The organism is Meinhardsimonia xiamenensis, from assembly GCF_900102905.1.
GTDB classification, from domain to species: Bacteria; Pseudomonadota; Alphaproteobacteria; order Rhodobacterales; family Rhodobacteraceae; genus Meinhardsimonia; species Meinhardsimonia xiamenensis.
In genome coordinates this window covers 19,083-41,020 of the sequence record NZ_FNFV01000008.1, presented here as the reverse complement: position 1 = coordinate 41,020, position 21,938 = coordinate 19,083, and the positions used below count along the sequence as shown (strand labels likewise).

The 21,938-nt window shown below is 68.1% G+C and carries 22 protein-coding genes; 16 read left to right on the top strand and 6 right to left on the bottom strand.

Annotated features, from left to right (window positions below; all coding sequences use genetic code 11):
* The first annotated feature begins 67 nt into the window (after positions 1-67).
* The 12 genes from trkA (at position 68) to BLQ14_RS13770 (ending at position 11,142) form a co-directional block, all read left to right on the top strand.
* On the top strand, positions 68-1,444 hold the full coding sequence (gene trkA, locus BLQ14_RS13825) for a Trk system potassium transporter TrkA (protein WP_092501166.1): 1,377 nt from the start codon (positions 68-70) through the stop codon (positions 1,442-1,444).
* Positions 1,422-2,993 carry a potassium transporter TrkG gene (locus BLQ14_RS13820; protein ID WP_092501165.1) on the top strand — a complete coding sequence of 524 codons (1,572 nt, stop codon included), beginning with the start codon at positions 1,422-1,424 and terminating at the stop codon, positions 2,991-2,993. Before trkA ends, BLQ14_RS13820 begins: the two co-directional genes overlap by 23 nt.
* A 135-nt stretch (positions 2,994-3,128) precedes the next feature.
* Complete coding sequence (gene hfq / locus BLQ14_RS13815) at positions 3,129-3,365, top strand: RNA chaperone Hfq (protein WP_092501164.1); 237 nt, start codon at positions 3,129-3,131, stop codon at positions 3,363-3,365.
* Positions 3,366-3,394: 29 nt separating this feature from the next.
* A complete protein-coding gene (gene hflX, locus BLQ14_RS13810; RefSeq protein WP_092501163.1) occupies positions 3,395-4,723 on the top strand; it encodes a GTPase HflX in 1,329 nt (442 codons plus the stop codon).
* A gap of 69 nt (positions 4,724-4,792) precedes the next feature.
* The gene (locus BLQ14_RS13805; RefSeq protein WP_092501162.1) at positions 4,793-5,284 is read left to right on the top strand and encodes an RrF2 family transcriptional regulator; all 492 of its coding nucleotides are present in this window, start codon (positions 4,793-4,795) and stop codon (positions 5,282-5,284) included.
* Between the two features lie 156 nt (positions 5,285-5,440).
* Positions 5,441-6,649, top strand: a complete 1,209-nt coding sequence (pcaF, locus tag BLQ14_RS13800; protein WP_092501161.1) for a 3-oxoadipyl-CoA thiolase — start codon at positions 5,441-5,443, stop codon at positions 6,647-6,649.
* Between the two features lie 142 nt (positions 6,650-6,791).
* Entirely contained in the window at positions 6,792-7,796 is a 1,005-nt protein-coding gene (gene paaA, locus BLQ14_RS13795; RefSeq protein WP_092501160.1) for a 1,2-phenylacetyl-CoA epoxidase subunit PaaA, read from the top strand.
* Between the two features lie 13 nt (positions 7,797-7,809).
* Positions 7,810-8,094 (top strand): 1,2-phenylacetyl-CoA epoxidase subunit PaaB, encoded by a 285-nt coding sequence (gene paaB, locus BLQ14_RS13790; RefSeq protein ID WP_092501159.1) that lies wholly within the window; start codon positions 7,810-7,812, stop codon positions 8,092-8,094.
* 11 nt (positions 8,095-8,105) lie between these two features.
* Entirely contained in the window at positions 8,106-8,864 is a 759-nt protein-coding gene (gene paaC, locus BLQ14_RS13785) for a 1,2-phenylacetyl-CoA epoxidase subunit PaaC (protein ID WP_092501158.1), read from the top strand.
* A complete protein-coding gene (paaD, locus tag BLQ14_RS13780) occupies positions 8,858-9,328 on the top strand; it encodes a 1,2-phenylacetyl-CoA epoxidase subunit PaaD (RefSeq protein WP_092501157.1) in 471 nt (156 codons plus the stop codon). Before paaC ends, paaD begins: the two co-directional genes overlap by 7 nt.
* Positions 9,329-9,337: 9 nt before the next feature.
* Positions 9,338-10,402: a 2Fe-2S iron-sulfur cluster-binding protein gene (locus BLQ14_RS13775; protein ID WP_092501156.1), complete on the top strand. Its 1,065-nt coding sequence runs from the start codon at positions 9,338-9,340 to the stop codon at positions 10,400-10,402.
* Between the two features lie 8 nt (positions 10,403-10,410).
* A complete protein-coding gene (locus BLQ14_RS13770; protein ID WP_092501155.1) occupies positions 10,411-11,142 on the top strand; it encodes a Phenylacetic acid catabolic protein in 732 nt (243 codons plus the stop codon).
* An 18-nt stretch (positions 11,143-11,160) separates the two neighbouring features.
* Here BLQ14_RS13770 and BLQ14_RS13765 read toward each other — a convergent pair whose 3' ends face one another.
* On the bottom strand, positions 11,161-12,978 hold the full coding sequence (locus BLQ14_RS13765) for an extracellular solute-binding protein (RefSeq protein WP_092501154.1): 1,818 nt from the start codon (positions 12,976-12,978) through the stop codon (positions 11,161-11,163).
* Positions 12,979-13,329: 351 nt separating this feature from the next.
* Here BLQ14_RS13765 and BLQ14_RS13760 point away from each other — a divergent pair, with 351 nt between their 5' ends.
* Positions 13,330-14,112: a 3-hydroxybutyrate dehydrogenase gene (locus tag BLQ14_RS13760; protein WP_092501153.1), complete on the top strand. Its 783-nt coding sequence runs from the start codon at positions 13,330-13,332 to the stop codon at positions 14,110-14,112.
* 7 nt (positions 14,113-14,119) lie between these two features.
* Here the strand turns inward: BLQ14_RS13760 and BLQ14_RS13755 are convergent, their stop codons facing one another.
* The 4 genes from BLQ14_RS13755 to tyrS all read right to left on the bottom strand — a co-directional run bounded on the left by BLQ14_RS13755 (position 14,120) and on the right by tyrS (position 18,192).
* On the bottom strand, positions 14,120-14,875 hold the full coding sequence (locus BLQ14_RS13755) for a DUF502 domain-containing protein (RefSeq protein ID WP_092501152.1): 756 nt from the start codon (positions 14,873-14,875) through the stop codon (positions 14,120-14,122).
* Between the two features lie 77 nt (positions 14,876-14,952).
* Positions 14,953-15,903, bottom strand: coding sequence for a pseudouridine-5'-phosphate glycosidase (locus tag BLQ14_RS13750; RefSeq protein ID WP_092501151.1), 951 nt, complete (start codon positions 15,901-15,903; stop codon positions 14,953-14,955).
* Entirely contained in the window at positions 15,900-16,811 is a 912-nt protein-coding gene (locus BLQ14_RS13745; RefSeq protein WP_092501150.1) for a PfkB family carbohydrate kinase, read from the bottom strand. Before BLQ14_RS13745 ends, BLQ14_RS13750 begins: the two co-directional genes overlap by 4 nt.
* 127 nt (positions 16,812-16,938) lie before the next feature.
* Positions 16,939-18,192 carry a tyrosine--tRNA ligase gene (tyrS, locus tag BLQ14_RS13740; RefSeq protein WP_092501149.1) on the bottom strand — a complete coding sequence of 418 codons (1,254 nt, stop codon included), beginning with the start codon at positions 18,190-18,192 and terminating at the stop codon, positions 16,939-16,941.
* Positions 18,193-18,278: 86 nt separating this feature from the next.
* Here tyrS and BLQ14_RS13735 point away from each other — a divergent pair, with 86 nt between their 5' ends.
* Complete coding sequence (locus BLQ14_RS13735; RefSeq protein ID WP_092501148.1) at positions 18,279-19,379, top strand: anhydro-N-acetylmuramic acid kinase; 1,101 nt, start codon at positions 18,279-18,281, stop codon at positions 19,377-19,379.
* 64 nt (positions 19,380-19,443) lie between these two features.
* Here BLQ14_RS13735 and mnmA read toward each other — a convergent pair whose 3' ends face one another.
* Positions 19,444-20,592 (bottom strand): tRNA 2-thiouridine(34) synthase MnmA, encoded by a 1,149-nt coding sequence (gene mnmA, locus BLQ14_RS13730; RefSeq protein ID WP_092501147.1) that lies wholly within the window; start codon positions 20,590-20,592, stop codon positions 19,444-19,446.
* A 136-nt stretch (positions 20,593-20,728) separates the two neighbouring features.
* On the opposite strand from mnmA, the gene sciP reads away from it, so the two are divergent.
* Positions 20,729-21,034, top strand: coding sequence for a CtrA inhibitor SciP (sciP, locus tag BLQ14_RS13725; protein WP_092501146.1), 306 nt, complete (start codon positions 20,729-20,731; stop codon positions 21,032-21,034).
* A gap of 61 nt (positions 21,035-21,095) precedes the next feature.
* On the top strand, positions 21,096-21,809 hold the full coding sequence (gene ctrA / locus BLQ14_RS13720; protein ID WP_092501145.1) for a response regulator transcription factor CtrA: 714 nt from the start codon (positions 21,096-21,098) through the stop codon (positions 21,807-21,809).
* Positions 21,810-21,938: the final 129 nt, after the last annotated feature.

Sequence of the window (21,938 nt, the reverse complement as noted above, 5' to 3'; positions counted from 1 at the left end):
AGGCGTTGACGCTCCGGTCCGGCTCTGCCAAGCTTCTGTGCCCTGAGGGACGGCGAGGGATCGTGTCATGAAGGTCATCGTGTGCGGCGCCGGTCAGGTCGGCTGGCAGATCGCGCGTCAGCTCTCCCGCGAGGAGCATGACGTGACGGTTGTCGACCGCGACCCCGAACTTGTGCGCCGGGCCACCGATACGCTCGACGTGCAGGGTGTGACCGGCTTTGCCAGCTACCCCGATGTGCTCGATCGAGCGGGTGCGCGCGATGCGGACATGGTGATCGCCGCCACGCACTCCGATGAGGTCAACATGGTCACCTGCCAGGTGGCCTACTCGGTGTTCAATGTCACGCGCACGGTGGCGCGCCTGCGCGCCGACTCCTATCTCGCGCCGGATTATGCCGACCTGTACCGGAAGGAGCATCTGCCCATCGAGGTGGTCATCAGCCCCGAGCGCGAGGTGGCCGAGGCCGCGCTCAGGCGACTGTCGGCGCCGGCGGCCTTCGATATCGCCACGTTTCTGGACGGGCGCGCGCAGCTTCTGGGCATCCAGCTCGATGACGACTGCCCAGTGCTCAACACGCCGCTGCGCCAGCTCACCGACCTTTTCTCGACCCTTCGCGCCATCGTCGTCGGCGTGCGGCGCGAGGGGGTGCTGTTTGCCCCCGATCCCGAAGATCAGCTCTTCGCCGGCGACCAGGTCTACGTCTTCACCCATGTCGACGACGTCAACCGCACCCTCGAGATCTTCGGCAAGGAGGTGAAGCCGCAGGAGCGGATCGTGATCGTGGGCGGTGGCAACGTCGGGCTGAGGGTGGCACGCGCGCTTGAGACGGGGCCGAGGCGCATGCGCCTTCGGGTGATCGAGCGCGACCGTGTCCGCGCCGAGAAAGCCGCCGACGAGCTGGAGCGCACGATCGTGCTGCACGGTGACGGGATGGATGCGGAGATTCTCGACGAGGCGGGCATTTCCCGCGCCGACGCCATCCTCGCGGTGACCGATGATGACAAGACCAACCTGCTGGCTGCGGTCCGGGCGCGCGCGGCGGGCTGCCCCATGTCGATCTGTCTCATCAACGACCCGAGCCTCGCAACGCTGATGGAGCCGCTGCAGATCGACGCCTACATCAACCCGAGGGCGACGACGGTTTCCTCCATCCTGCGCCATGTGCGTTATGGCCGGCTGCGCTCGGTCTATGCGATCGGCGACGGCGAGGCGGAGCTGATCGAGGCGGAAGTGCGCTCGACCACCGGGATCGCCGGCCACGCGATCCGTGACATCGATTTTCCCGAGGGCGCGCTCGTGGGGGGCATCCTGCGAGACGGCGAGGTGATCCGCCCCACGGGCGAGACCCGAATCGAGGTGGGCGACGTGGTGGCGATCTTCGCCATGACCAAGGACGTGCCCGAAGTCATTCAGCTGATCCATGTCGGCGTCACGTACGGCTGACCACGCCACCCGTGCCGCCGCGCTTCCGCCGGCGGTGATGCTGGTTGGCGTGTCGGGGGTGATGATGTTCGTCCCCGGCGCCTATGGTCTCGCCTCGGGCGAGAGCGCGGATGCGCGCAGCTTTCTTGCCTACGGCGGGCTGACGCTGGCGCTGGCGGCGATGCTCGCGCTGGCGCTGGCGCCCGGCGCCCGGCGCCGCCCGGCCGGCAGCTATCTGGCCACGCTCGTAGGGGCCTATGCGCTTCTGCCGCTTGTCCTGGCGCTGCCGTTTCATCAGGCGGTCGGGAACACGCGGTTTCTCAATGCCTATCTGGAGATGGTCTCGAGCCTCACCACGACCGGGGCGACGCTTTTTCCCGACCCGGCCCGGCTGAGCGGGACGGAACACCTGTGGCGGGCGCTCGTGGCGTGGATGGGCGGCTTCTTTGCGCTGCTGGCGGCGGTGGCCATCTTCGCGCCCCTTGGCATAGGCGGGTTCGAGGTGCTCGCGCCCGCGCGCGCGGGGCGCCTGGAACGCAAGGGAGCGATCGCGGAAGTGGCCGACCCGGCCGTGCGTCTGCGCCGCTTCGGGGTGATGCTCGCGCCGGTCTATGGCGCCCTGACGCTGGCGCTGTGGGTGGGGCTCCTCATCGCCGGCGACCAGCCGCTCGTTGCGCTGTGCCACGCCATGTCGACACTGGCCACAAGCGGCATCTCGCCGGTGGGCGGGACGACCGGTGCGGGGGCAGGCCTGGCCGGGGAGGCACTTGTCCTTCTGTTCCTGGTCTTCGCGCTCAGCCGTCGCAGCTTTACCCGCGAGCGCGGAACACGGTGGGGGCGCGAGCTGCGCGCCGATCCGGAGCTGCGGCTCGGCCTCGCGCTGATTGGTGCGGTATCGGCAGCGCTGTTCCTGCGGCACTGGTGGGGCGCGGTCGAGGTGCGAAGCGGGCAGGATGTGTTCGAGGCGGCGCGGGCGCTCTGGGGTGGCATCTTCACCACGGCATCCTTCCTGACGACCACGGGCTTTGTCTCGAGCGGCTGGGAAGCGGCGCAGAACTGGTCGGGGCTGCACACGCCGGGGCTTCTGTTGCTCGGGCTGGCCGTCTTCGGTGGCGGCGTGGCAACAACGGCGGGCGGCGTGAAACTTCTGCGCCTCTATGCGCTTGCGCTGCATGGCAGGCGCGAGCTTGAGCGGCTGGTGCATCCGAACGCGGTGGTGGGCGGAGGGACGATTTCCGCCGGATCCGGCGCCACGGAAGGGAAGGGGGAGCAGTACGGGGTGCGCGCGGCCTATGTGGCGTGGCTCTTCTTCATGCTCTTTGCCCTGTCCATCGCGGCGCTGATGCTGGCCTTCTCGCTCACCGGTCTCGACTTCGAGACCACGCTGGTGCTGACCATCGCCGGACTGACCACCACCGGCCCGCTGCTAGAGGTGGCCGAGTCGGCGCCGGTTGCGCTTTCCGGCCTCGGCGATGCCGCCAAGCTGATCTTCGCCGCGACCATGGTGCTGGGGCGGCTCGAGGCGCTGGCCATCGTGGCGCTGGCCTCGCCTGACATCTGGCGCCGATGACGTGACCGGAGGATGTGCCGCCATCGGCTGCATTTGGGTCTGGAAACTGGCGCGGGGGCAAAGCATACTTCGCGGTGCATGAAAGGCCCGCCAAGCGGGTTCGGAACCGACGCGAGACAGAACGAAGGCAGACCCATGGCCGGCGAAAACAAGCAGAACCTGCAGGACGCGTTCCTCAATCACATCCGCAAGACGAAGGTTCCGGTGACCATCTTCCTCATCAACGGCGTCAAGCTGCAGGGGGTGATCACCTGGTTCGACAATTTCTGCGTGCTCCTGCGCCGGGACGGCCAGTCGCAGCTTGTCTACAAGCATGCGATCTCCACGGTCATGCCCTCCCAGCCGATCAGCCTCTACGAGGGCGAGGACTGAGCGGGAAAGCCGCAACCGGAGGGGTGGAGATGGGCCACGAAACGGAGGCCAGACCCACCCGCGCCCATGTGCTGCACCCCGACATTCCCTCGCGTGAGACCGGCTCCGAGCGCCGCCGGCGCGACCCCCAGCGGGCGCTTGAGGAGGCCGTCGCACTCGCCGCTGCGCTGCCCGATCTCGTGGTGGTCGGAGCGGAGGTGGTGCGCCTGAACCGCCCGCATCCCGGAACGCTCTTCGGTTCGGGAAAGCTCGAGGAGCTCGGCCGCAAGTTCAAGGAAGAGAAGATCGACCTTGTCCTTGTCGATGGCCCCGTCACCCCCGTCCAGCAGCGCAATCTGGAGAAGCGCTGGGGGGTGAAGCTGCTCGACCGCACGGGCCTCATTCTCGAGATCTTCTCCGAGCGCGCCCGCACCCGCGAGGGCGTCTTGCAGGTGGAGATGGCCGCGCTGTCCTACCAGCGCACGCGGCTCGTGCGCGCCTGGACGCATCTTGAGCGCCAGCGCGGCGGGCTCGGCTTTGTCGGCGGTCCGGGCGAGACGCAGATCGAGGCCGATCGGCGCGCCATCGACGAGGCGCTGGTGCGCCTGCGCCGCCAGCTCGAGAAGGTGAAGAAGACCCGCGCCCTGCACCGCGCCGCCCGCGCCAAGGTGCCTTACCCGGTCATCGCGCTGGTGGGCTACACCAACGCGGGCAAGTCCACCCTCTTCAACCGGCTGACCGGAGCGGAAGTGACGGCCAAGGACATGCTCTTTGCCACGCTGGACCCGACGATGCGGGGCATCGAGCTTCCCGGCGGGGTGAAGCCGATCCTGTCCGATACTGTGGGCTTCATCTCCGATCTGCCCACCGAGCTTGTCGCGGCCTTCCGTGCCACGCTCGAGGAGGTGCTTTCGGCCGATCTCGTCGTGCATGTGCGCGACATCTCCCACCCCGAGACCGAGGAACAGGCGGCCGATGTGCGCGCCATTCTCGAGGATCTGGGCGTTGACCCGGCGGTGCCGGTCCTCGAGGTGTGGAACAAGATCGACCGTCTCCCGCCCGAGGAGCGCGCCGCCGCCGAGGCCCGCGCGGCGCGCGATGCGCATGTCTTCGCCGTCTCGGCGCTGACCGGGGAGGGGCTTGAGGCGCTGAAGGCGGCGATGGCCTCGGCGCTCGAGGGCGAGCGGCGCGAGGCGCATCTGCATCTGGATTTTTCCCAGGGGCGGGAGCGGGCGTGGCTGCATGAAGAGGGTGTCGTCGTGGCCGAGAGGCAGGATGAGGACGGCTTCGACATCAAGGTGCGCTGGACGCCGCGACAGGCGGCGGAATTTGCAAGGCTCGGCACCGAGGGGAGCGGGCCGGCACACCCTCCCGCTTGACGCAGGTCAAGGCGGAGGGCCGGAAAATCGCTATCGTCGGTGCAACTTTGCAGCCGGGGAGGTGCGGCCATGCGACTGACGACACGAACGAATCTGGCGATGCGGGCGCTGATGTTCTGCGCCGTCAACGACGGGCAGCTGGTGCGCAAGGCCGACATTGCGCGGGTCTGCAACGTGTCAGAAAACCATCTGGCTCTCGTCATCCATCTTCTGGGGCAGACGGGCTTTCTGCAGACGGTGCGCGGGCGCAAGGGCGGCATGAGGCTTGCGCGCCCGGCACGCGAGATCCGCGTGGGCGAGGTGTTCCGCGCGCTGGAGGCGGATGTGCCTTTCGTGGAATGCTTCGATGGCGGCGTGGGCGCGTGTCCGCTCAGGGGCGCCTGCCGGCTGTCGGCCGCGCTCGAGGCGGCGGTTGAGGCGTTCTACACCGCTCTTGACCGGGTGACGCTGGCCGATCTGGCCTGCGACAACGCCGCGCTCGAGGCGGTCCTGCGGCTTCGCCCGGAGCGCCCCGACAGGGCTGCGCGCGCGGGGCTTCCCTGCGCGCGGGAGGCGGTCTGAGCGTTACTGAAATCCCGCCTTCGGCGACGATTCTGTAACATTGATGCTTGCTCGAAGGCGATTTCGCTGCTATCCAGAATTCGCCGACCGAGCGGTCGATAAAGCCTCGGTCGGCGGCTGACTGCTGTTATCGGAAACATTTCGGGGAGGAGCCGGATGGCCGAAGCCGCCTTCATCTGCGACGGGCTGCGCACGCCGATCGGGCGTTATGGCGGTGCGCTGTCGAAGGTGCGTGCCGATGATCTGGCCGCGGTGCCGCTGGCGGCCTTGCGCGAGCGCCACGCGAAGGCGGACTGGGAGGCGCTCGACGATGTGATTCTCGGCTGCGCCAATCAGGCCGGCGAGGACAACCGCAATGTCGCGCGCATGGCGCTGCTTCTGGCCGGCTTCCCCGTCTCGGTGCCGGGCACGACGCTCAACCGCCTCTGCGCTTCGGGGCTCGATTCTGTGGGCATGGCCGCGCGCGCCATCGCCGCGGGCGAGTATCAGCTCGCGATCTCCGGCGGGGTGGAGAGCATGACCCGCGCGCCCTTCGTGATGCCCAAGGCCGAGACGGCCTTTTCGCGCGAGAATGCCGTTTACGACACCACCATCGGCTGGCGCTTCGTCAATCCGAAGATGGAGGCCGAATACGGCACCGACTCCATGCCCGAGACGGCCGACAACGTGGCGCTGGAATACGCCATCTCCCGCCACGATCAGGACGCCTTCGCGCTGCGCTCGCAACAGCGTTGGGCGGCAGCCGAGGCGCGCGGCGTCTTTGCCGAGGAGATCGTTCCCGTCGCCGTTCCCCAGCGCAGGGGCCCGCCCGTGGTGGTGGAGCGTGACGAACACCCCCGCCCCGACACGACGATGGAGAAGCTCGCCGCACTCCACCCGCTGAACGGCCATGACAGGACGGTGACGGCGGGCAATGCCTCGGGCGTCAATGACGGCGCGGCGGCGCTTCTGCTGGCAAGCGAGGCGGGGGCGGCGGCGCATGGGCTCGAGCCCATTGCGCGGGTCGTCGGGATGGCCGCGGCGGGGGTGCCGCCGCGGGTGATGGGCATCGGCCCGGTGCCGGCCACGCGCAAGCTTCTCACGCGCCTTGGGCTGACCATCGAACAGATGGACGTGATCGAGCTCAACGAGGCCTTTGCCGCGCAGGCGCTCGCCGTCTTGCGGGAGCTCGGGGTGCCGGACGATGCCGAACACGTGAACCCCAATGGCGGGGCCATCGCCATGGGCCACCCCCTGGGCATGTCCGGGGCGCGGCTTGCGCTCACGGCGGCGCGGGAGCTCAGGCGCCGGGGCGGGCGCTATGCGCTGGTGACGATGTGCGTGGGCGTGGGGCAGGGCGTGGCGATGGTTCTGGAGCGCGTATGATGGCGCAGGCACTTGGCATCGGGGGCGGCGCCCGGCCCGACGGGGTGGGCGGCGAAGCGCCCGCCCCGTGGGGGGCGGGTCGGGCGCTGCCCGGCCTGCCGGCCGGGCGAGACAGGAGTGCCGCGCACAGGGGAGATTTGAGATGTATGCACAGATGGTGAAATCCACCGGCGAGGGGGTGAAATCACGCGAGGAGATGACGCCCGAGGAGCGGCATTTTCAGGACCGCATCGACGCGGGCGAGAAGATCGAGCCGAAGGACTGGATGCCCGAGGGCTACCGCAAGACGCTCATCCGCCAGATCGGCCAGCACGCCCATTCCGAGATCGTCGGGCAATTGCCGGAGGGCAACTGGATCACCCGCGCGCCCACGCTTCAGCGCAAGGCGATTCTTCTTGCCAAGGTGCAGGACGAGGCCGGGCACGGGCTCTATCTCTACTGCGCGGCGGAGACGCTCGGCGTCTCGCGCGACTGGCTCACCGAGCAGCTTCTGTCGGGGAAGATGAAGTATTCCTCGATCTTCAACTACCCCACGCTCACCTGGGCCGACATCGGCGCCATCGGCTGGCTGGTCGATGGCGCGGCGATCATGAACCAGGTGCCGCTGCAGCGCACCTCCTACGGGCCTTACGCGCGAGCCATGATCCGCATCTGCAAGGAGGAGAGCTTCCACCAGCGGCAGGGCTACGACATCATGCTGAAGATGGCGCGTGGCACCCCCGAACAGCGGCGCATGGCGCAGGATGCCTTGAACCGCTTCTGGTATCCCGCGCTGATGATGTTCGGGCCGTCGGACAAGGAATCGGTGCATTCCGCCCAGTCGATGGCCTGGAAGATCAAGATCAACACCAATGACGAGCTCAGGCAGAAATTCGTCGACCAGACGGTGCCGCAGGCCGAGTATCTGGGCCTGACCATCCCCGACCCCGATCTGAAATGGAACGAGGAGCGGGGGCATTACGACTTCACCCAGCCTGACTGGAACGAGTTCTACGAGGTCTTGCGCGGCAACGGACCCTGCAACGCCGACCGCATGGAGGCGCGCCGCCGCGCCTGGGAGGAGGGCGCCTGGGTGCGCGAGGGGCTGATGGCCCATGCCGAAAAGCGCCGCGCCCGGCGCGCGGCCGCCGCACAGGCCGCCGAGTAGGAGGAGATCCGCAATGTCCAGCGAATGGCCGCTCTGGGAAGTGTTCATCAGGGGCCAGCACGGGCTTGCCCACCGCCATGTGGGCAGCCTCCACGCCCCTGACGCCGAAATGGCGATCCGCCATGCGCGCGATGTCTACACCCGCCGCAACGAGGGCGTGTCGATCTGGGTGGTGAAGGCCGAGGACATCACCGCCTCCTCGCCCTCCGAGAAGGGGCCGCTCTTCGAGCCCTCGAACTCCAAGGTCTACCGCCACCCCTCCTTCTTCGACATCCCCGAGGATGTGGGGCCGATGTGAGGGACACGCTCATGACCCGTGACGAGGCGCTTTTCGAATTCGCGCTGAGGATGGGCGACACCGCCCTCATCCTCGGCCATCGCATCAGCGAGTGGTGCGGCCATGCGCCGGTGATCGAGGAGGATATTGCGCTCGCCAACATCGCGCTCGATCTCATCGGCCAGACGCAGATGTGGCTGGGGCTTGCCGGCGAGGTGGAGGGCAGGGGGCGCTCGGCCGACGATCTGGCCTATCTGCGCGATGCGTGGGACTTCCGCAATCTCCTGATCGCCGAGCGGCCGAACCGCGACTTCGGCCACACCTACATGCGCCAGTTCCTCCATGACGCCTACGCGGTCGAGATGCTTGGAGAGCTGACGGGTTCGGCCGAGGAGCGGGTTGCCGCCATCGCCGCCAAGGCTCTGAAGGAGGCGCAGTATCATCTCGAGAAGTCGTCTGAAATCGTCATTGGCCTTGGCGATGGCACGGAGGAGAGCCACGCGCGGATGCAGGACGCGCTCGAGCGGCTCTGGCCCTATACGGGCGAGATGTTCGCCGATGACGCGGTGGACGAGACGCTTGCCGCCGAGAGCATCGCGCCAAAGCCCTCGAGCCTGCGCCCGGCGTGGGATGCGCGGGTGAACGCCGTGCTCGGGGAAGCCACGCTCACGCGCCCCGAGAGCGGCTTTGCCCATCTGGGCGGCAAGACCGGGCGGCACACCGAGCATCTGGGGCATTTGCTGGCGGAGATGCAGTGGCTGCAGCGCGCCTATCCGGGGGCGACATGGTGAGCGCGACGCTGCCCTCGCTCGCGGAAGTGCGCGGCTGGCTCGCCGAGATCCCCGATCCGGAGATCCCGGTGCTCAGCCTCGCCGATCTGGGCGTGATCCGCGATGTCGCGTGGGAGGGCGACACGCTCGAGGTGGCGCTCACCCCCACCTACTCGGGCTGCCCCGCCACCGCCTTCATCCGCCTCGAGGTGGAACGCAAGCTGCGCGAGAAGGGCATCGACAAGCTGCGCCTTGTCGAACGGCTCGACCCGCCCTGGACGACCGACTGGATCAGCGCCGAGGGGCGCGCGAAGCTCGAGGCCTACGGCATCGCCCCGCCCCAGCCCGCGGGCGGGCCGGCGCGCTGCCCGCGCTGCGGCGGCACCGATCTCGAGCGTGTGAGCCAGTTCGGCTCCACCCCATGCAAGGCGCAGTGGCGCTGCCGCGACTGCCTTGAGCCCTTCGACTATTTCAAGTGCATCTGAGGTGCGCCGATGGCCCGTTTCCTGCCCCTGACCGTCAAGGCCGTGGAGAAGACCATCCGCGATGCGGTGGTGGTCACGCTCGAGCCGCACGACCCGGAGGCCTTTCGCTTCATCCCCGGCCAGTATCTCACCTTCCGCCGCGAGATCGACGGCGAGGAGGTGCGGCGCAGCTATTCGATCTGCTCGGGCCCCGACGACGAGCTCCTGCAGGTCGGTATCAAGCGGGTGGAGGGGGGCGTCTTCTCCACCTGGGCCAATACCGAGCTCAAGCCCGGCGATGTGCTCGAGGCGATGCCGCCCATGGGCTCCTTCCATGTCGCCCCCGCCCCCGAGGAGGCGCGGCATTACCTGATGTTCGCTGGCGGCTCGGGGATCACGCCGGTCTTGTCGCTGATTCGCGCCACGCTTGCCCGCGAGCCGCGCGCACGCATCACGCTTGTCTATGCCAACCGCTCGGTGGCGACGATCATGTTCCGCGAGGAGCTTGAGGATCTCAAGAACCGCCATCTGGGGCGGCTGAGCATCCTGCACATCCTCGAGGAGGGCCAGGAGGTGGAGCTGTTCTCCGGCATGGTGACGGAGGAGAAATGCGCCGAGCTCTTCCGCCTCTGGATCGATGTCGGCTCGGTCGATTACGCCTTCATCTGCGGCCCCGAGCCGATGATGCTGGCGATCGCGAAGGCGCTGCGCGCGCACGGGCTCGACGAGGGGCGCATCAAGTTCGAGCTCTTCGCCAGCTCCCGCCCCGCCGCCCGCCCGCGCCCGCGCGCGGAAGGCGCGGCGCGCAGCGCCAACACCGCGGAGATTGCCGTCACCCTCGATGGAACGACCCGGCGTTTCACCATGGCCAAGGACGGGCCCAGCATTCTTGATGCCGCGCTCGAGCAGGACATCGACGCGCCTTTCGCCTGCAAGGCCGGGGTCTGCTCCACGTGCCGTGCGCGGGTGATCGAGGGCGAGGTGGAGATGGTCGCCAACCACGCGCTGGAGGATTACGAGGTGGCGCAGGGCTATGTGCTCACCTGCCAGTGCCACCCCGTCTCCGACCGCGTGGCTGTCGATTACGATCAGTGATGAGGCCCATGGAACTCAACGACTATCTCGCCCAGGGCGGCCGCATCACCAGCCCGGAGGCCGCGCCCGCCCGCTACCGCGCCGAGCTTCTGCGGCTGATGGCGAGCTTCGTCGACTCCGAGCTCGCCGGCGCGGCCGGTTTCGCCGACACCATCAACGACGCGCCGGGGCTCACCGAGCGCATGGCCGCCTGCCGCATCGTGCTGGAAAAGACCGATCACGCGGCGCGCGTCCTCGAGCTGATGGCCGGCTTCGGCGCCGACACCGCCCGCTATGCCACCCGCCACCCCTGGGAGGCGCGGGTTGCGCGCGATGCCGAGCTTGGCCCCGTGCGCCGCGGCGACATGCGCCTTTCGGTCTTTCACTACCCGCTTGACGGCTGGGCCGATGCGGTGGTGATGAATGTGCTCATGGGGCGCGCCACGGTGATCCAGCTCTCCGAACACGCGCGCTCCTCCTACCAGCCGCTCGCCGATCTGATGCGCGAGACGATCATTCCCCGCGAGCGCCGGCACACCGAGCTTGGCGAGGCAGGGCTCGCGCGGCTTCTCGAGAGCGACCCCGCCACGGTTGCCGCCTCCGCCGCCTACTGGCGCCCCCGCGTGGCCGAGACCTTCGGCGCCGCCGAGAGCCCGCGCTTCGAGATGCTCCGCGCGATGGGGCTGCGCCACCGCCCCAACGCCGTGCTGCGCGCCGAGTGGGAGGCGGGGCTCGCGGAGATCTTTCCAGATCTCCCGTAAGGAGGAGCGGCGCCGCGCCTACTCCTCCTCCCACCACCACACGTCCGGCTGCCAGCCGATCCAGTCCCCATACATCGGGATCTTCTCGGGGTATTTCAGCCGCCGGTCATGGGCGATGCGCGAGACGGTGAACTGATAGAACGGGATCACGTAGCGCCCCGTGGTCAGCACCCGGTCAAGCGCGCGGGTGGCAGCGATGAACTCCTCGCGGCTCTCGGCATTGAGGATCCGCTCGATCATCGCCTCGGCCGCCTTCGAGCACATGCCCATCCAGTTGCGCGTGCCGGGCTTCTCGACACCCTCGCAGCCCCAGTAGAGGTATTGCTCGTTGCCGGGGCTCAATGAGAGCCCGCGCCGGTAATAGGTCATGTCGAAGTCATAGGACTGGGTGCGCTCGCGGTACTGGGCGCTGTCCACCTCCGTCACGGTCACCTCGATGCCGAGCCGATTGAGCGCCTCGGCGAAGATCTCGGCGATCGCGCGGTTTTCGGCCGAGCCCTGTGCGAGCAGGATCTCGAAGGCGAAGGGCTCGCCCTCGGCATTGACCCGCCGGCCATCCACCACCTGCCAGCCGGCCTCGCGCAAGAGCGCGTCAGCACGCGCGAGGTTGCGGCGGTTGCGCTGGGTTCCGTCGCCCTCGGGCAGCGCGTAGCCCTCGAGCGCGCCGGGCAGAAGCTCATCGGCGAAGGGCGCGAGCAGCTCGCGCACCCGCCCCTCGGCGGGGCCCGGGCGCATCCCCAGCACCGAATTGGAGAAATAGGAGGTGATGCGCGGCTGCGCCCCGCCGGTCTGGGTCTGGTTGATGTATTCGAAGTTGAAGGCGTGAAGCATCGCCTCGCGCACCCGCCAGTCGGCAAAGAGCGGCCGGCGGGTGTTCATCACGAATCCGGTGATGCCCGAGGGGCGCTGATGGGGAATGAGAGACTTCACCACCTGACCGGAACGGATTGCCGGAAAGTCGTAGTCGCTTTCCCATTTGGCGGCGTTGAATTCGCGGTTGGAGTTGAGAATCCCCGCCTTGAACGCCTCAAACTGCGCGGTGCCGTCGGCGAAGAACTCCATGCGGATGGTGTCGAGGTTCATCGTCCCCCGCCGGAAGGGCAGATCGCGGCCCCAGTAGTCGGGGTCGCGTGAGAGCTCCACAAAACGGCCGGCCTCGAAATCGGTGATGACATAAGGCGCCGTCGAGATCGGGATCACATCAAGCCCCGACTGGGTGAAATCGCGCCCCTCCCACTGCGCCTTCTTCAGGATCGGCCTGAGCCCGAGGATGAGCGGCAGTTCGCGGTCGGCGGTGTTGAAGGTGAAGCGGATCGAGCGCGGGCCTGTCTGCTCCATCTTCTCGACCTTCTGCCAGGCGCCGTGATAGCGCGGATGTCCGATGGTCCCGAGCGTCTCGTAGGACCACATCACATCCTCGACCGTCACCGGGCTGCCATCGGAAAACCGCGCCTCGGGCCTGAGGGTGAATTCCACCCACTCCCGATTCGGCCCCGTCTCGATCGATTCGGCCAGAAGCCCGTAAAGGGTGAATGGCTCATCCCAACTTCTACCCATGAGAGATTCATAGGCCAGAAAGCGCAGCTGCCACGGAACCCGACCCTTGCGGATATGCGGGTTGAGGCTGTCGAAGCTGCCCACCTCGCCGGTGATGATCTTCCCCCCCTTGGGCGCATCGGGGTTCACGTAAGGAAGAGACACAAAATCCGGTGGCAGCGCCGGCTCGCCATACATAGCTATGCCGTGACGGGGCTCGGAGAGCGCGGCGGCGCCGCCTGCGAGAATCGTCACGGACGCAGCCGCGGCGCCCAGGGCACGAGAAATAATCCGTTTCATTTTCGCAACAATCCCTCCGGCCCCTTGTTTCCTTGAGCCAGAGCCTATGCCGCGACTGCTGCGTTTTCAAACTTTTAACTTGGAGCGCGGCGACGAATTGCGTATAAGGAGGACACTGCTCGATAGGTTTCTTGCCTGTATGAAACCTGCCTCAACAACTTGGCGCCCGCCTCGCGCGGGCGTCTTTTTTTGTGTGCAGGAGCGTCCGCGCAGGGCCATCCTGAACCATCATCCTGGTGCAAATACCCCCGCCGGAGGCACGCGCGCGTGAGCGCGCGCCCGCTGCCATTCCTCTGGCCTTCGCGGGCGCGGCATGTATTCTGCCGCGCAGAAACAGGAGCGGAGGCTGCGATGGCGGAAAGATTCCTGACCGGAAAGACGGCGGTGGTGACCGGCTCGACCAGCGGCATCGGGCTTGGGATTGCCCGTGCCATGGCGCAGGCGGGAGCTGATGTGGTGCTCAACTCCTTCACCGACAACGAGGAAGATCACCTTCTCGCCGCCGACCTGGGACGAGAGTTCGGCGTTGCCGCCCGCTACATCAGGGCCGACATGTCGAAGCCCGCCGAAGCGCGCGCGTTGATAGAAGAGGCCGGGGCCTGCGACATTCTCGTCAACAACGCCGGCATCCAGCACGTCGCCCCGATCGAGGAGTTTCCGCCGGAGAAGTGGGACGCGATCATCGCCATCAACCTCACCTCGGCGTTCCACACCACCGCGGTGGCACTGCCGATGATGCGCAGGGCCGGCTGGGGCAGGGTGATCAACATCGCCTCCGCCCATGGGCTGACCGCCTCGCCCTACAAGTCCGCATACATCGCCGCCAAGCACGGGCTGGTGGGGCTGACGAAGACCATCGCGCTCGAGACCGCGGAGGAGGACATCACCGCCAACGCGATCTGCCCGGGTTATGTGCTCACCCCGCTCGTCGAGGCCCAGATCCCCGATCAGATGAAGACCCACGGCATGGACCGCGAGACGGTGGTGCGCGAGGTGATGCTTGCGCGCCAGCCGTCGCGCAAGTTCGCCACGCCCGAGCAGATCGGCGGCACGGCGGTGTTCCTGTGCTCGGCCGCGGCCGAGCAGATTACCGGCACCACCATCAGCGTCGACGGCGGCTGGACGGCGCTCTGAGCGGCGCTCAGGACGCCTCGCCTGCGGCCGGCGCTGGCGCGCCGGTCTCCGGGGGGCGTGTGGGATCCTTGCCGTTGGGGTAGACGAGACCGGCCGAGATCACCAGCTTCGCCGCATCCTCGACCGACATGTCGAGCATGATGATGTCCGACCTTGGCACGAACAGCAGGAAGCCGGATGTGGGGTTGGGCGTGGTGGGCAGGAACACCGACATGAGCTGCTCCTCGGGCGGGCAGCGCCGCTGGATTTCGCCCTTTGCGGTTGTCGAGACAAAGGCGATGGCCCAGATCCCCTTGCGCGGATATTCCACGAGGCAGGCCTTGTCGAAGGAGGTCTCCGACTGGCTGAAGACGGTTTCGGCGATCTGCTTGAGCGCATTGTAGACCGAGCGGATCACCGGCATCCGGTCCACGAGCCGCTCGGCCGCGCGGATGAAGGACCGGCCGATGAGGCCCTTGGCCAGCCAGCCGACGAGGATCGTGAACAGCAGGAAGAACACCACCCCCACGCCGCGCACGTTGACCTCGGCCTCGATGCCGAACAGCGTGTCGAGAATCCGGTCCGGCCGGTAGGGGCCGGGAACGAAGGGAAGCACGAATCCGTCGATCCAGCCGATCACCGTCCAGAACAGCCAGACCGTGAGGCCGATCGGCGCGATCACCACGAGGCCGGTCAGGAAATTGGCTCTCAGCCGGGCAAAGAACGAGGCGCGGCGGCGCGGCTCGTGTTGCGGTTCGTGTCCGGCGCTGCCTTCCTCGCTCATGTTCCGATCCCGTCTCCCGCGGCGACTGTACCTATCTAATGGCTCGCCGGACCGCTCTCAACAATCCCGGATTGCGCTCACGGCGCGCCGATACCGCCGCCTGCCTTCTGTTTTGCGATTTCGCCTGCGATTTCAGCGGCAAGGCGCGCATTGTTCAGCACCAGAGAAATGTTCGCCGCCAGCGACCGTCCGCCGGTGAGGTGAAAGATGCGCTGAAGCAGGAACGGCGTGACGTCCTTGCCCCGCACCCCCTGCATCTCGGCATCGGCCAGCGCTCCGGCCACGGCCGCCTCGATCTCGGCGCGCGGGATCTCGGCATCGGCCGGGACCGGATTGGCAACCAGTTGCCCGCCGGGCAGGCCGAGCGCGGCGCGCATCAGATGCGCCCGCGCGATGGCGCCAGCGTCGTCGAGCCGCAATGGCGCGGCCAGCCCCGAATCGCGCGACCAGAACGCCGGAAGCGTGTCCTGTCCCACGGCGATGACCGGCACCCCGAAGGTCTCGAGCACTTCGAGCGTCCGCTCGAGGTCGAGAATGGCCTTGGGGCCGGCGGAGACCACGGTCACCGCCGTCTGGGCGAGCTCGTAAAGGTCGGCCGAGATGTCGAGGCTCAGCTCGCCGCCGCGGTGCACCCCGCCGATGCCGCCGGTGGCGAACACCTCGATGCCGGCAAGGCGTGCGGCGATCATCGTTGCGGCCACGGTCGTCGCGCCGCTGGCGCGTCGGGCCAGGGTGACCGCCAGGTCGGCGCGGGAAAGCTTGGCCAATCCCCGCGCGCCATTGCGGGCCAGCGCCTCTATCTCGCCGTCCTCGAGACCGACCCTGATTTCGCCGTCGATGACGGCGATGGTCGCCGGGACGGCGCCGGCCTCGCGCACGGCGGCCTCGCCAGCGCGCGCGGTCTGAAGGTTCTGCGGCCAGGGCATGCCGTGGGTGATGATCGTCGACTCGAGCGCCACCAGCGGGCGCGCCTCGGACCGCGCGGCGGCGACCTCGGGGGAGAGGCGCAGAGGCGGGGGGAGGGTCATGGGGTGGTCTCCTGCTCGATCCGGGGCGCCTGCGCAACATGGGCCGCGGCGGCGGCAACGGCATGGGCGAGCGCCTCGGCGCGGCCCGCGCCGCGCCACTCGGCCGCGATGTGCGCGGCCATCAGCGCATCGCCCGCCCCCGTCACCCGGCGCGGTGAGACCGGCGGAGGCGCCAGGCGGAAGATGGCGCCCTTGCAAAGCTCGGCAACCGCGCGCGGCCCGTCGGTGACGACAGCCCGCAACGCACCGGCGCCGCGCAGCCCTTCGGCCGCCGCGGCTGCGTCGGGATAGGAGGTGTTCATGAGACGTTCGGCCTCGATCCGGTTGAGGTAGAGACATGCGCGCGGGTGCAACAGAAGCGGTCGCAGGCGCCCCGCCTTGCCGGGGCTCGCCGGCGCGACCCGCAGATCGGCCCGGGCAAGAAGCGAACCTTCGGCGATCTCGGCCAGAAACGCCTCGGTGAGGTTGCCGTCGAGCGCTACCGGCCCGCGCCAGGGCGCCGCGGCGCTCGCCAGCCGCCCGTCGGCAAGCGGTGCGAGAATGGCCGCGCCCGCGGCCTCCAGGCTGCGCGCATCGGCAATGGCGGCGACCAGTTCGCCGGCCGCCTCGATCGCCATGTAACGGTCGGTCGGGAGGACCGGATCGCGGTGCAGATAGTCGCAGATGAGCGCCATGGCCCGGCAGGCATCGACGAGCGCCTCTCCCTCCGCGTCCCGCCCCACGGCGGAGAGCAGCGCCGGCCGCAGTCCCTCGCGGCGCAGCGTCAGGGCGATGTTGAGGGCCACGCCACCGGGCAGCCGGCTGATCTCGCCGGGCACGTCATGGCCGGGGGCCATGCGGGCCGGGCTGCGGCCGATCACGTCCCACAGGACCGAGCCGATGCACAGGATGTCGGGACGCGCTGTCATGTTGCCTTCCTGCCAACTCCGCGCCCGCCGGGCAACGGCAAAGCGTGTCCGGCGGCAGCGGGCGGGGCCGCGCCGCGGCCCCGTGCCTGCGGCGCGGGTATTTGCACCAGGGTGATGGGTGCTGGTGCTACTTTGCGAGCCGCACGAGGGCGTGACGCTTGCGGCCGGCGGAGAGCTTGACCGGCGTCTTCAGCCGCTCGGCGTCGAGCATGAGGCCGGGGTCGGTGACGGGCGCGTCATCGAGCCGCGCACCGTGCTCGGCGATGAGCCGCTTGGCCTCCTTGCCCGATTTGACCAGCCCCGAGCGGACGAAGAGCTGCACCACCGAGATGCCGTCACCGATCTCCTCGGGGCTGAGCTCCAGGGTCGGGAGCTCGGCGCCGACGCCACCCTTCTCGAAGACCTCGCGGGCGGTGGCCTCTGCCGCGGCGGCGGCCTCGGCGCCGTGCGCGAGCGTCGTCACCTCATTGGCGAGCACGATCTTGGCCTCGTTGATGGCCGAGCCCTGAAGCCGGCCGAGCCGCTCGCATTCCTCGATCGGGAGTTCAGTGTAGAGCTTGAGGAAGCGCTCGACATCGGCGTCGGCGGTGTTGCGCCAGAACTGCCAGAACTCGTAAGGAGAGAGCATCTCGGGGTTCAGCCAGATTGCCCCGCGCTCGGACTTGCCCATCTTCTTGCCATCCGCGGTGGTCAGGAGCGGCGAGGTCAGCCCGAAGGCCTCCACCCCTTCCACGCGGCGGATGAGGTCGATGCCGTTGATGATGTTGCCCCACTGGTCGGAGCCGCCCATCTGCAGCCGGCAGCCGTAACGGCGGTAGAGCTCGAGGAAGTCGTAGGCCTGAAGGATCATGTAGTTGAATTCGAGGAAGGAGAGCGATTGCTCCCGGTCGAGGCGCGATTTGACCGACTCGAAACTCAGCATGCGGTTGACCGAAAAGTAGCGGCCGATGTCGCGCAGGAACTCGAGGTAGTTGAGATTGTCGAGCCATTCGGCGTTGTTGAGCATCAGCGCATCGCGCCGCCCTTCGCCGAAGGTCAGGTAGCGGTCGAAGACCTTGCGGATGCCGGCGATGTTGGCGGCAATCTGCTCCTCGCTCAGAAGCGGGCGTTCCTCGGCGCGGAAGGAAGGGTCGCCAATCTTCGTGGTGCCCCCGCCCATCAGCACGAGCGGCTTGTGGCCGGTCTTCTGCAGCCAGCGCAACATCATGATCTGGATCAGGCTGCCCACATGCAGCGAGGGGGCGGTGGCATCAAAGCCGATATAGCCGGGCAGGATGCCCTCCATCAGCGCCTCGTCGAGGCCTTCGATGTCGGTGCAGTCGGCCATGAAGCCGCGCGCGATCATCACCTCCAAGAACTCGGATTTCGGCTTGTGGGGCATGGCGTCTGTTCTCACTTCGGGCCATTCTCGGGCGCGGGCCCGTATACTCGGGCGGCAAGGCGAGGAAAAGTCATGAAGATCGAGCCATGAAGGTCGCCGGTCCGGTGCTCGCGCTCGGGGCGATGTCGGGCACCTCGCTTGACGGGGTGGATGCGGCCCTGCTGCTGACCGACGGCGAGCGCGTCCACCGCTTCGGCGAGACGGGCTACCGGCCCTATTCGGAGGCCGAGCGGGAGGTGATCCGTGCGGCTCTTGGCCGCTGGCCGGGCGAGCCGGGCGTGGCGGAGGCGGCGGAAGTGGTGGAGGCGGCCCATGCCGAGCTTCTCGCGCGCTTCCCGCAGGCAGAGCTCATCGGCTTTCACGGCCAGACGCTTGCGCATGAGCCGCGCGGGCGGGGCACGCATCAGGCGGGCAATGGCGCACTCCTTGCCGCCGCGCTCGAGCGCCGCGTGGTGTGGGATTTCCGCTCCGCCGATGTGGCGCTCGGGGGCGAGGGGGCGCCGCTTGCGCCCTTCTTCCATTTCGCGCTTGCCCGCTGGCTCGGCGCGACCGAGCCCGTTGCCTTTCTCAACCTGGGCGGGGTAGGGAACGTCACCTGGGTTGATCCGCGTGCCGACGCGCCGGAGGCGGAGGGCGCGCTTCTGGCCTTCGACACCGGGCCGGCGAACGCGCCGCTCGATGACCTGATGCGCGCCCGTCTTGGCCGCGCACGCGACGAGGGTGGGGCGCTCGCGGCTGAGGGCGAGCCCGATAGCGAGATACTCGAGCGCTTCCTGAGTGCACCCCATTTCTCAAGAATGCCGCCCAAATCTCTGGACAGAAATGAATTTGACTGGCTCCTCAAGGCCGTGACCAAGCTTGAGACGGCGGATGCGTTGGCCACTCTGGCAGCGGCTGCGGCGCTTTCGGTGGGCGAGGCGCTGCGTCATTTCCCTCGGCCCGTGGCGCGGGTTCTGGTGTCGGGTGGGGGGCGTCACAACCGTACGCTGATGACGATGATCGCGGCGGCGGTCGATGTGTCGGTCCTGCCGGTCGAGGCGGTGGGGCTTGACGGCGACATGCTGGAGGCGCAGGCCTTTGCGCATCTGGCGGTGCGGGTGGCGCGCGGGCTGCCGACCTCCGCGCCCGGCACGACCGGCGTGGCGGCCGCGGTGTCGGGCGGGGTGATCTCGAGCCCCGGCAAGTGACACCGAACGCGGCTTGCGCCGCGTGCCTGCGGCGCGGGTATTTGCCCCAGAATGATGAGGGCTTTCAGTGCCGGGTGATCCAGCCGCCCCCGAAGACGCGGCTGCCGCCCGTCTCGTAGAAGACGCAGGCCTGACCGGGTGCGACTCCTTCTTCGGGGGTGAGAAGCTCGACCTCGGCGCGCGTCTCGGAGAGCGGGCGCACGATCGCCTCGACAGGCGGGCGGGTGGAGCGCACGCGCACCGACAGCGGCCACTCGCTGCGCGCGGTGAAGGGCCCGTCGCCCAGCCAGTTGACCCCTTCGACCGGCACCGTGCGGGTGGCCAGAAGCGCGCGTGGGCCGACGATGACGCGGCGCGCATCAACGTCAAGCCGCACCACGTAGAGCGGCTCCTCGAGCCCGCCGATGCCGAGCCCGCGCCGCTGGCCCACGGTGTAGTGGATCACCCCCCGGTGCTCGCCGAGCACGCGCCCGTCGACATGCACGATCTCGCCGGGCTCGGCGGCGCCGGGGCGGAGCTTCTCGATCACCGCCGCGTAGTTGCCGTTCGGCACGAAGCAGATGTCCTGGCTGTCGGGCTTGTCGGCCACGACGAGCCCGTGCTTGCGGGCGAGCGCCCGCGTCTCGTCCTTCGACTTCAGCCCGCCCAGCGGAAAGCGCAGGAACTCGAGCTGCTCGCGCGTGGTCGAGAACAGGAAGTAGCTCTGGTCGCGGCTCGGGTCGGCGGCCATGTGCAGCTCCGGCCCCGCGGGGCCCTCGAGCCGGCGGATGTAGTGACCTGTGGCCATGCAGTCGGCCTCGAGCTCGCGCGCCGTCTCCAGGAGGTCGCGGAACTTCACCCGCTCGTTGCAGCGGATGCAGGGCACCGGGGTGGCGCCGGCAAGGTAGCTTTCGGCGAATTCCTCGATCACCGCGTCGCGGAAGCGGCTTTCATAGTCGAGAACATAGTGCGGAAAGCCCATCGCCTCGGCCACCCGACGCGCATCATGGATGTCGCGGCCCGCGCAGCAGGCGCCCTTCTTCGCCAGTGCCGCCCCGTGGTCATAGAGCTGAAGCGTCACGCCGATGACATCATAGCCCTCGGCCTTCAGCTCTGCGGCCACAACCGAGCTGTCGACGCCGCCGGACATGGCGACGACGACGCGCGTTTGCGCCGGGGGCTTGGGCAGGCCGAGCGAGTTCAGCGCCCGAACCTCGAGTGTTGCACTGGCCATGGGCCGGTCTCCGTCTGGGTCCGGCGGAATATAGGAAAATCGCGCGCATCCTCAAGGCGCGGTTTCACCCCGCCTTAAGCCCCGGCATGCAGGCTGCCCGCTCGAGGGGTAGGGGCACGGCATGAGGAAGCATGCGATGTATGTCAGGAAGCTGGGGGGCCCGCGCATTGTGCGCCTGCCCGACGGGAGCACCATGAGCCGGGCCGATCTGCCGCCGAAGAGCACCCGCCGCTGGGTGGCGCGGCGCAAGGCGGCGGTTGTGCGCGCGCTTCGGGCGGGGCTCATCAGCCGTGAAGAGGCGCTCTCGACCTGGGATCTCTCGGAGGAGGAGCTGGAGAGCTGGTGTCGCGCCGTCAGCCGCCACGGGGAGGCAGCCCTCAAGGCGACGGCCGTGCAGAAATTCAGACAACCAAAAGTTGATGGAAATTCGGGCAGGCGGTAACGTGGAGTTAACCAATCGCGGCGAGATTGGGCCGAAAGTGGAACGGCGCGGAGTATGAGCCATGCGAGTTCTTCTGGTCGAGGATGACCCAAACACCTCGCGCAGCATCGAGATGATGCTGACCCATGCCAATCTCAACGTCTATGCCACCGACATGGGAGAGGAGGGGATCGATCTGGCCAAGCTGTACGACTATGATCTGATCCTTCTCGACTTGAACCTTCCTGACATGAACGGGCATGAGGTGCTGCGGCAGCTGCGGCTGGCGAAGGTCGACACGCCGATCCTGATCCTTTCGGGCAATGACGACACGGAGAACAAGATCAAGGGTTTCGGTTTCGGCGCCGACGACTACCTCACCAAGCCCTTCCACCGCGAGGAATTGGTGGCGCGGATTCATGCGATCATCCGCCGTTCCAAGGGGCATGCGCAGTCCGTCATCCGAACCGGGCGTATCGAGGTGAACCTTGACGCCAAGACGGTCAGCGTCGACGGCAAGCCGGTACATCTGACCGGCAAGGAATACCAGATTCTCGAGCTGCTTTCGCTGCGCAAGGGCACGACTCTGACCAAGGAGATGTTCCTCAACCATCTCTATGGGGGCATGGACGAGCCCGAGTTGAAGATCATCGATGTGTTCATCTGCAAGCTGAGAAAGAAGCTCAGCCAGGCCACGGGCGGCGAGAACCATATCGAGACGGTGTGGGGCCGCGGCTATGTTCTGCGTGACCCCGAGCCGCGGACACGCGATTCGCAAATGGCGGTTGGCGCCTGAGGGGTGGCCGGCGGGCGGCCAGGGGCCTGGGGGCGCGGCAGGACGCGGGGCCACACCCGGCGCGAAGTGGCGGGCGCATCCACTGAACGGATTCGGGCCGCAAAGGCGGGGCGGTCGTCCTCGGCCGCA

Excerpts from the sequence above, each read along its gene's own strand:
- trkA (WP_092501166.1), top strand. The coding sequence starts at position 68 with ATGAAGGTCATCGTGTGCGGCGCCGGTCAGGTCGGCTGGCAGATCGCG.
- BLQ14_RS13820 (WP_092501165.1), top strand. The coding sequence starts at position 1,422 with ATGTCGGCGTCACGTACGGCTGACCACGCCACCCGTGCCGCCGCGCTT.
- hfq (WP_092501164.1), top strand. The coding sequence starts at position 3,129 with ATGGCCGGCGAAAACAAGCAGAACCTGCAGGACGCGTTCCTCAATCAC.
- hflX (WP_092501163.1), top strand. The coding sequence starts at position 3,395 with ATGGGCCACGAAACGGAGGCCAGACCCACCCGCGCCCATGTGCTGCAC.
- BLQ14_RS13805 (WP_092501162.1), top strand. The coding sequence starts at position 4,793 with ATGCGACTGACGACACGAACGAATCTGGCGATGCGGGCGCTGATGTTC.
- pcaF (WP_092501161.1), top strand. The coding sequence starts at position 5,441 with ATGGCCGAAGCCGCCTTCATCTGCGACGGGCTGCGCACGCCGATCGGG.
- paaA (WP_092501160.1), top strand. The coding sequence starts at position 6,792 with ATGTATGCACAGATGGTGAAATCCACCGGCGAGGGGGTGAAATCACGC.
- paaB (WP_092501159.1), top strand. The coding sequence starts at position 7,810 with ATGTCCAGCGAATGGCCGCTCTGGGAAGTGTTCATCAGGGGCCAGCAC.
- paaC (WP_092501158.1), top strand. The coding sequence starts at position 8,106 with ATGACCCGTGACGAGGCGCTTTTCGAATTCGCGCTGAGGATGGGCGAC.
- paaD (WP_092501157.1), top strand. The coding sequence starts at position 8,858 with ATGGTGAGCGCGACGCTGCCCTCGCTCGCGGAAGTGCGCGGCTGGCTC.
- BLQ14_RS13775 (WP_092501156.1), top strand. The coding sequence starts at position 9,338 with ATGGCCCGTTTCCTGCCCCTGACCGTCAAGGCCGTGGAGAAGACCATC.
- BLQ14_RS13770 (WP_092501155.1), top strand. The coding sequence starts at position 10,411 with ATGGAACTCAACGACTATCTCGCCCAGGGCGGCCGCATCACCAGCCCG.
- BLQ14_RS13765 (WP_092501154.1), bottom strand. The coding sequence starts at position 12,978 with ATGAAACGGATTATTTCTCGTGCCCTGGGCGCCGCGGCTGCGTCCGTG.
- BLQ14_RS13760 (WP_092501153.1), top strand. The coding sequence starts at position 13,330 with ATGGCGGAAAGATTCCTGACCGGAAAGACGGCGGTGGTGACCGGCTCG.
- BLQ14_RS13755 (WP_092501152.1), bottom strand. The coding sequence starts at position 14,875 with ATGAGCGAGGAAGGCAGCGCCGGACACGAACCGCAACACGAGCCGCGC.
- BLQ14_RS13750 (WP_092501151.1), bottom strand. The coding sequence starts at position 15,903 with ATGACCCTCCCCCCGCCTCTGCGCCTCTCCCCCGAGGTCGCCGCCGCG.
- BLQ14_RS13745 (WP_092501150.1), bottom strand. The coding sequence starts at position 16,811 with ATGACAGCGCGTCCCGACATCCTGTGCATCGGCTCGGTCCTGTGGGAC.
- tyrS (WP_092501149.1), bottom strand. The coding sequence starts at position 18,192 with ATGCCCCACAAGCCGAAATCCGAGTTCTTGGAGGTGATGATCGCGCGC.
- BLQ14_RS13735 (WP_092501148.1), top strand. The coding sequence starts at position 18,279 with ATGAAGGTCGCCGGTCCGGTGCTCGCGCTCGGGGCGATGTCGGGCACC.
- mnmA (WP_092501147.1), bottom strand. The coding sequence starts at position 20,592 with ATGGCCAGTGCAACACTCGAGGTTCGGGCGCTGAACTCGCTCGGCCTG.
- sciP (WP_092501146.1), top strand. The coding sequence starts at position 20,729 with ATGTATGTCAGGAAGCTGGGGGGCCCGCGCATTGTGCGCCTGCCCGAC.
- ctrA (WP_092501145.1), top strand. The coding sequence starts at position 21,096 with ATGCGAGTTCTTCTGGTCGAGGATGACCCAAACACCTCGCGCAGCATC.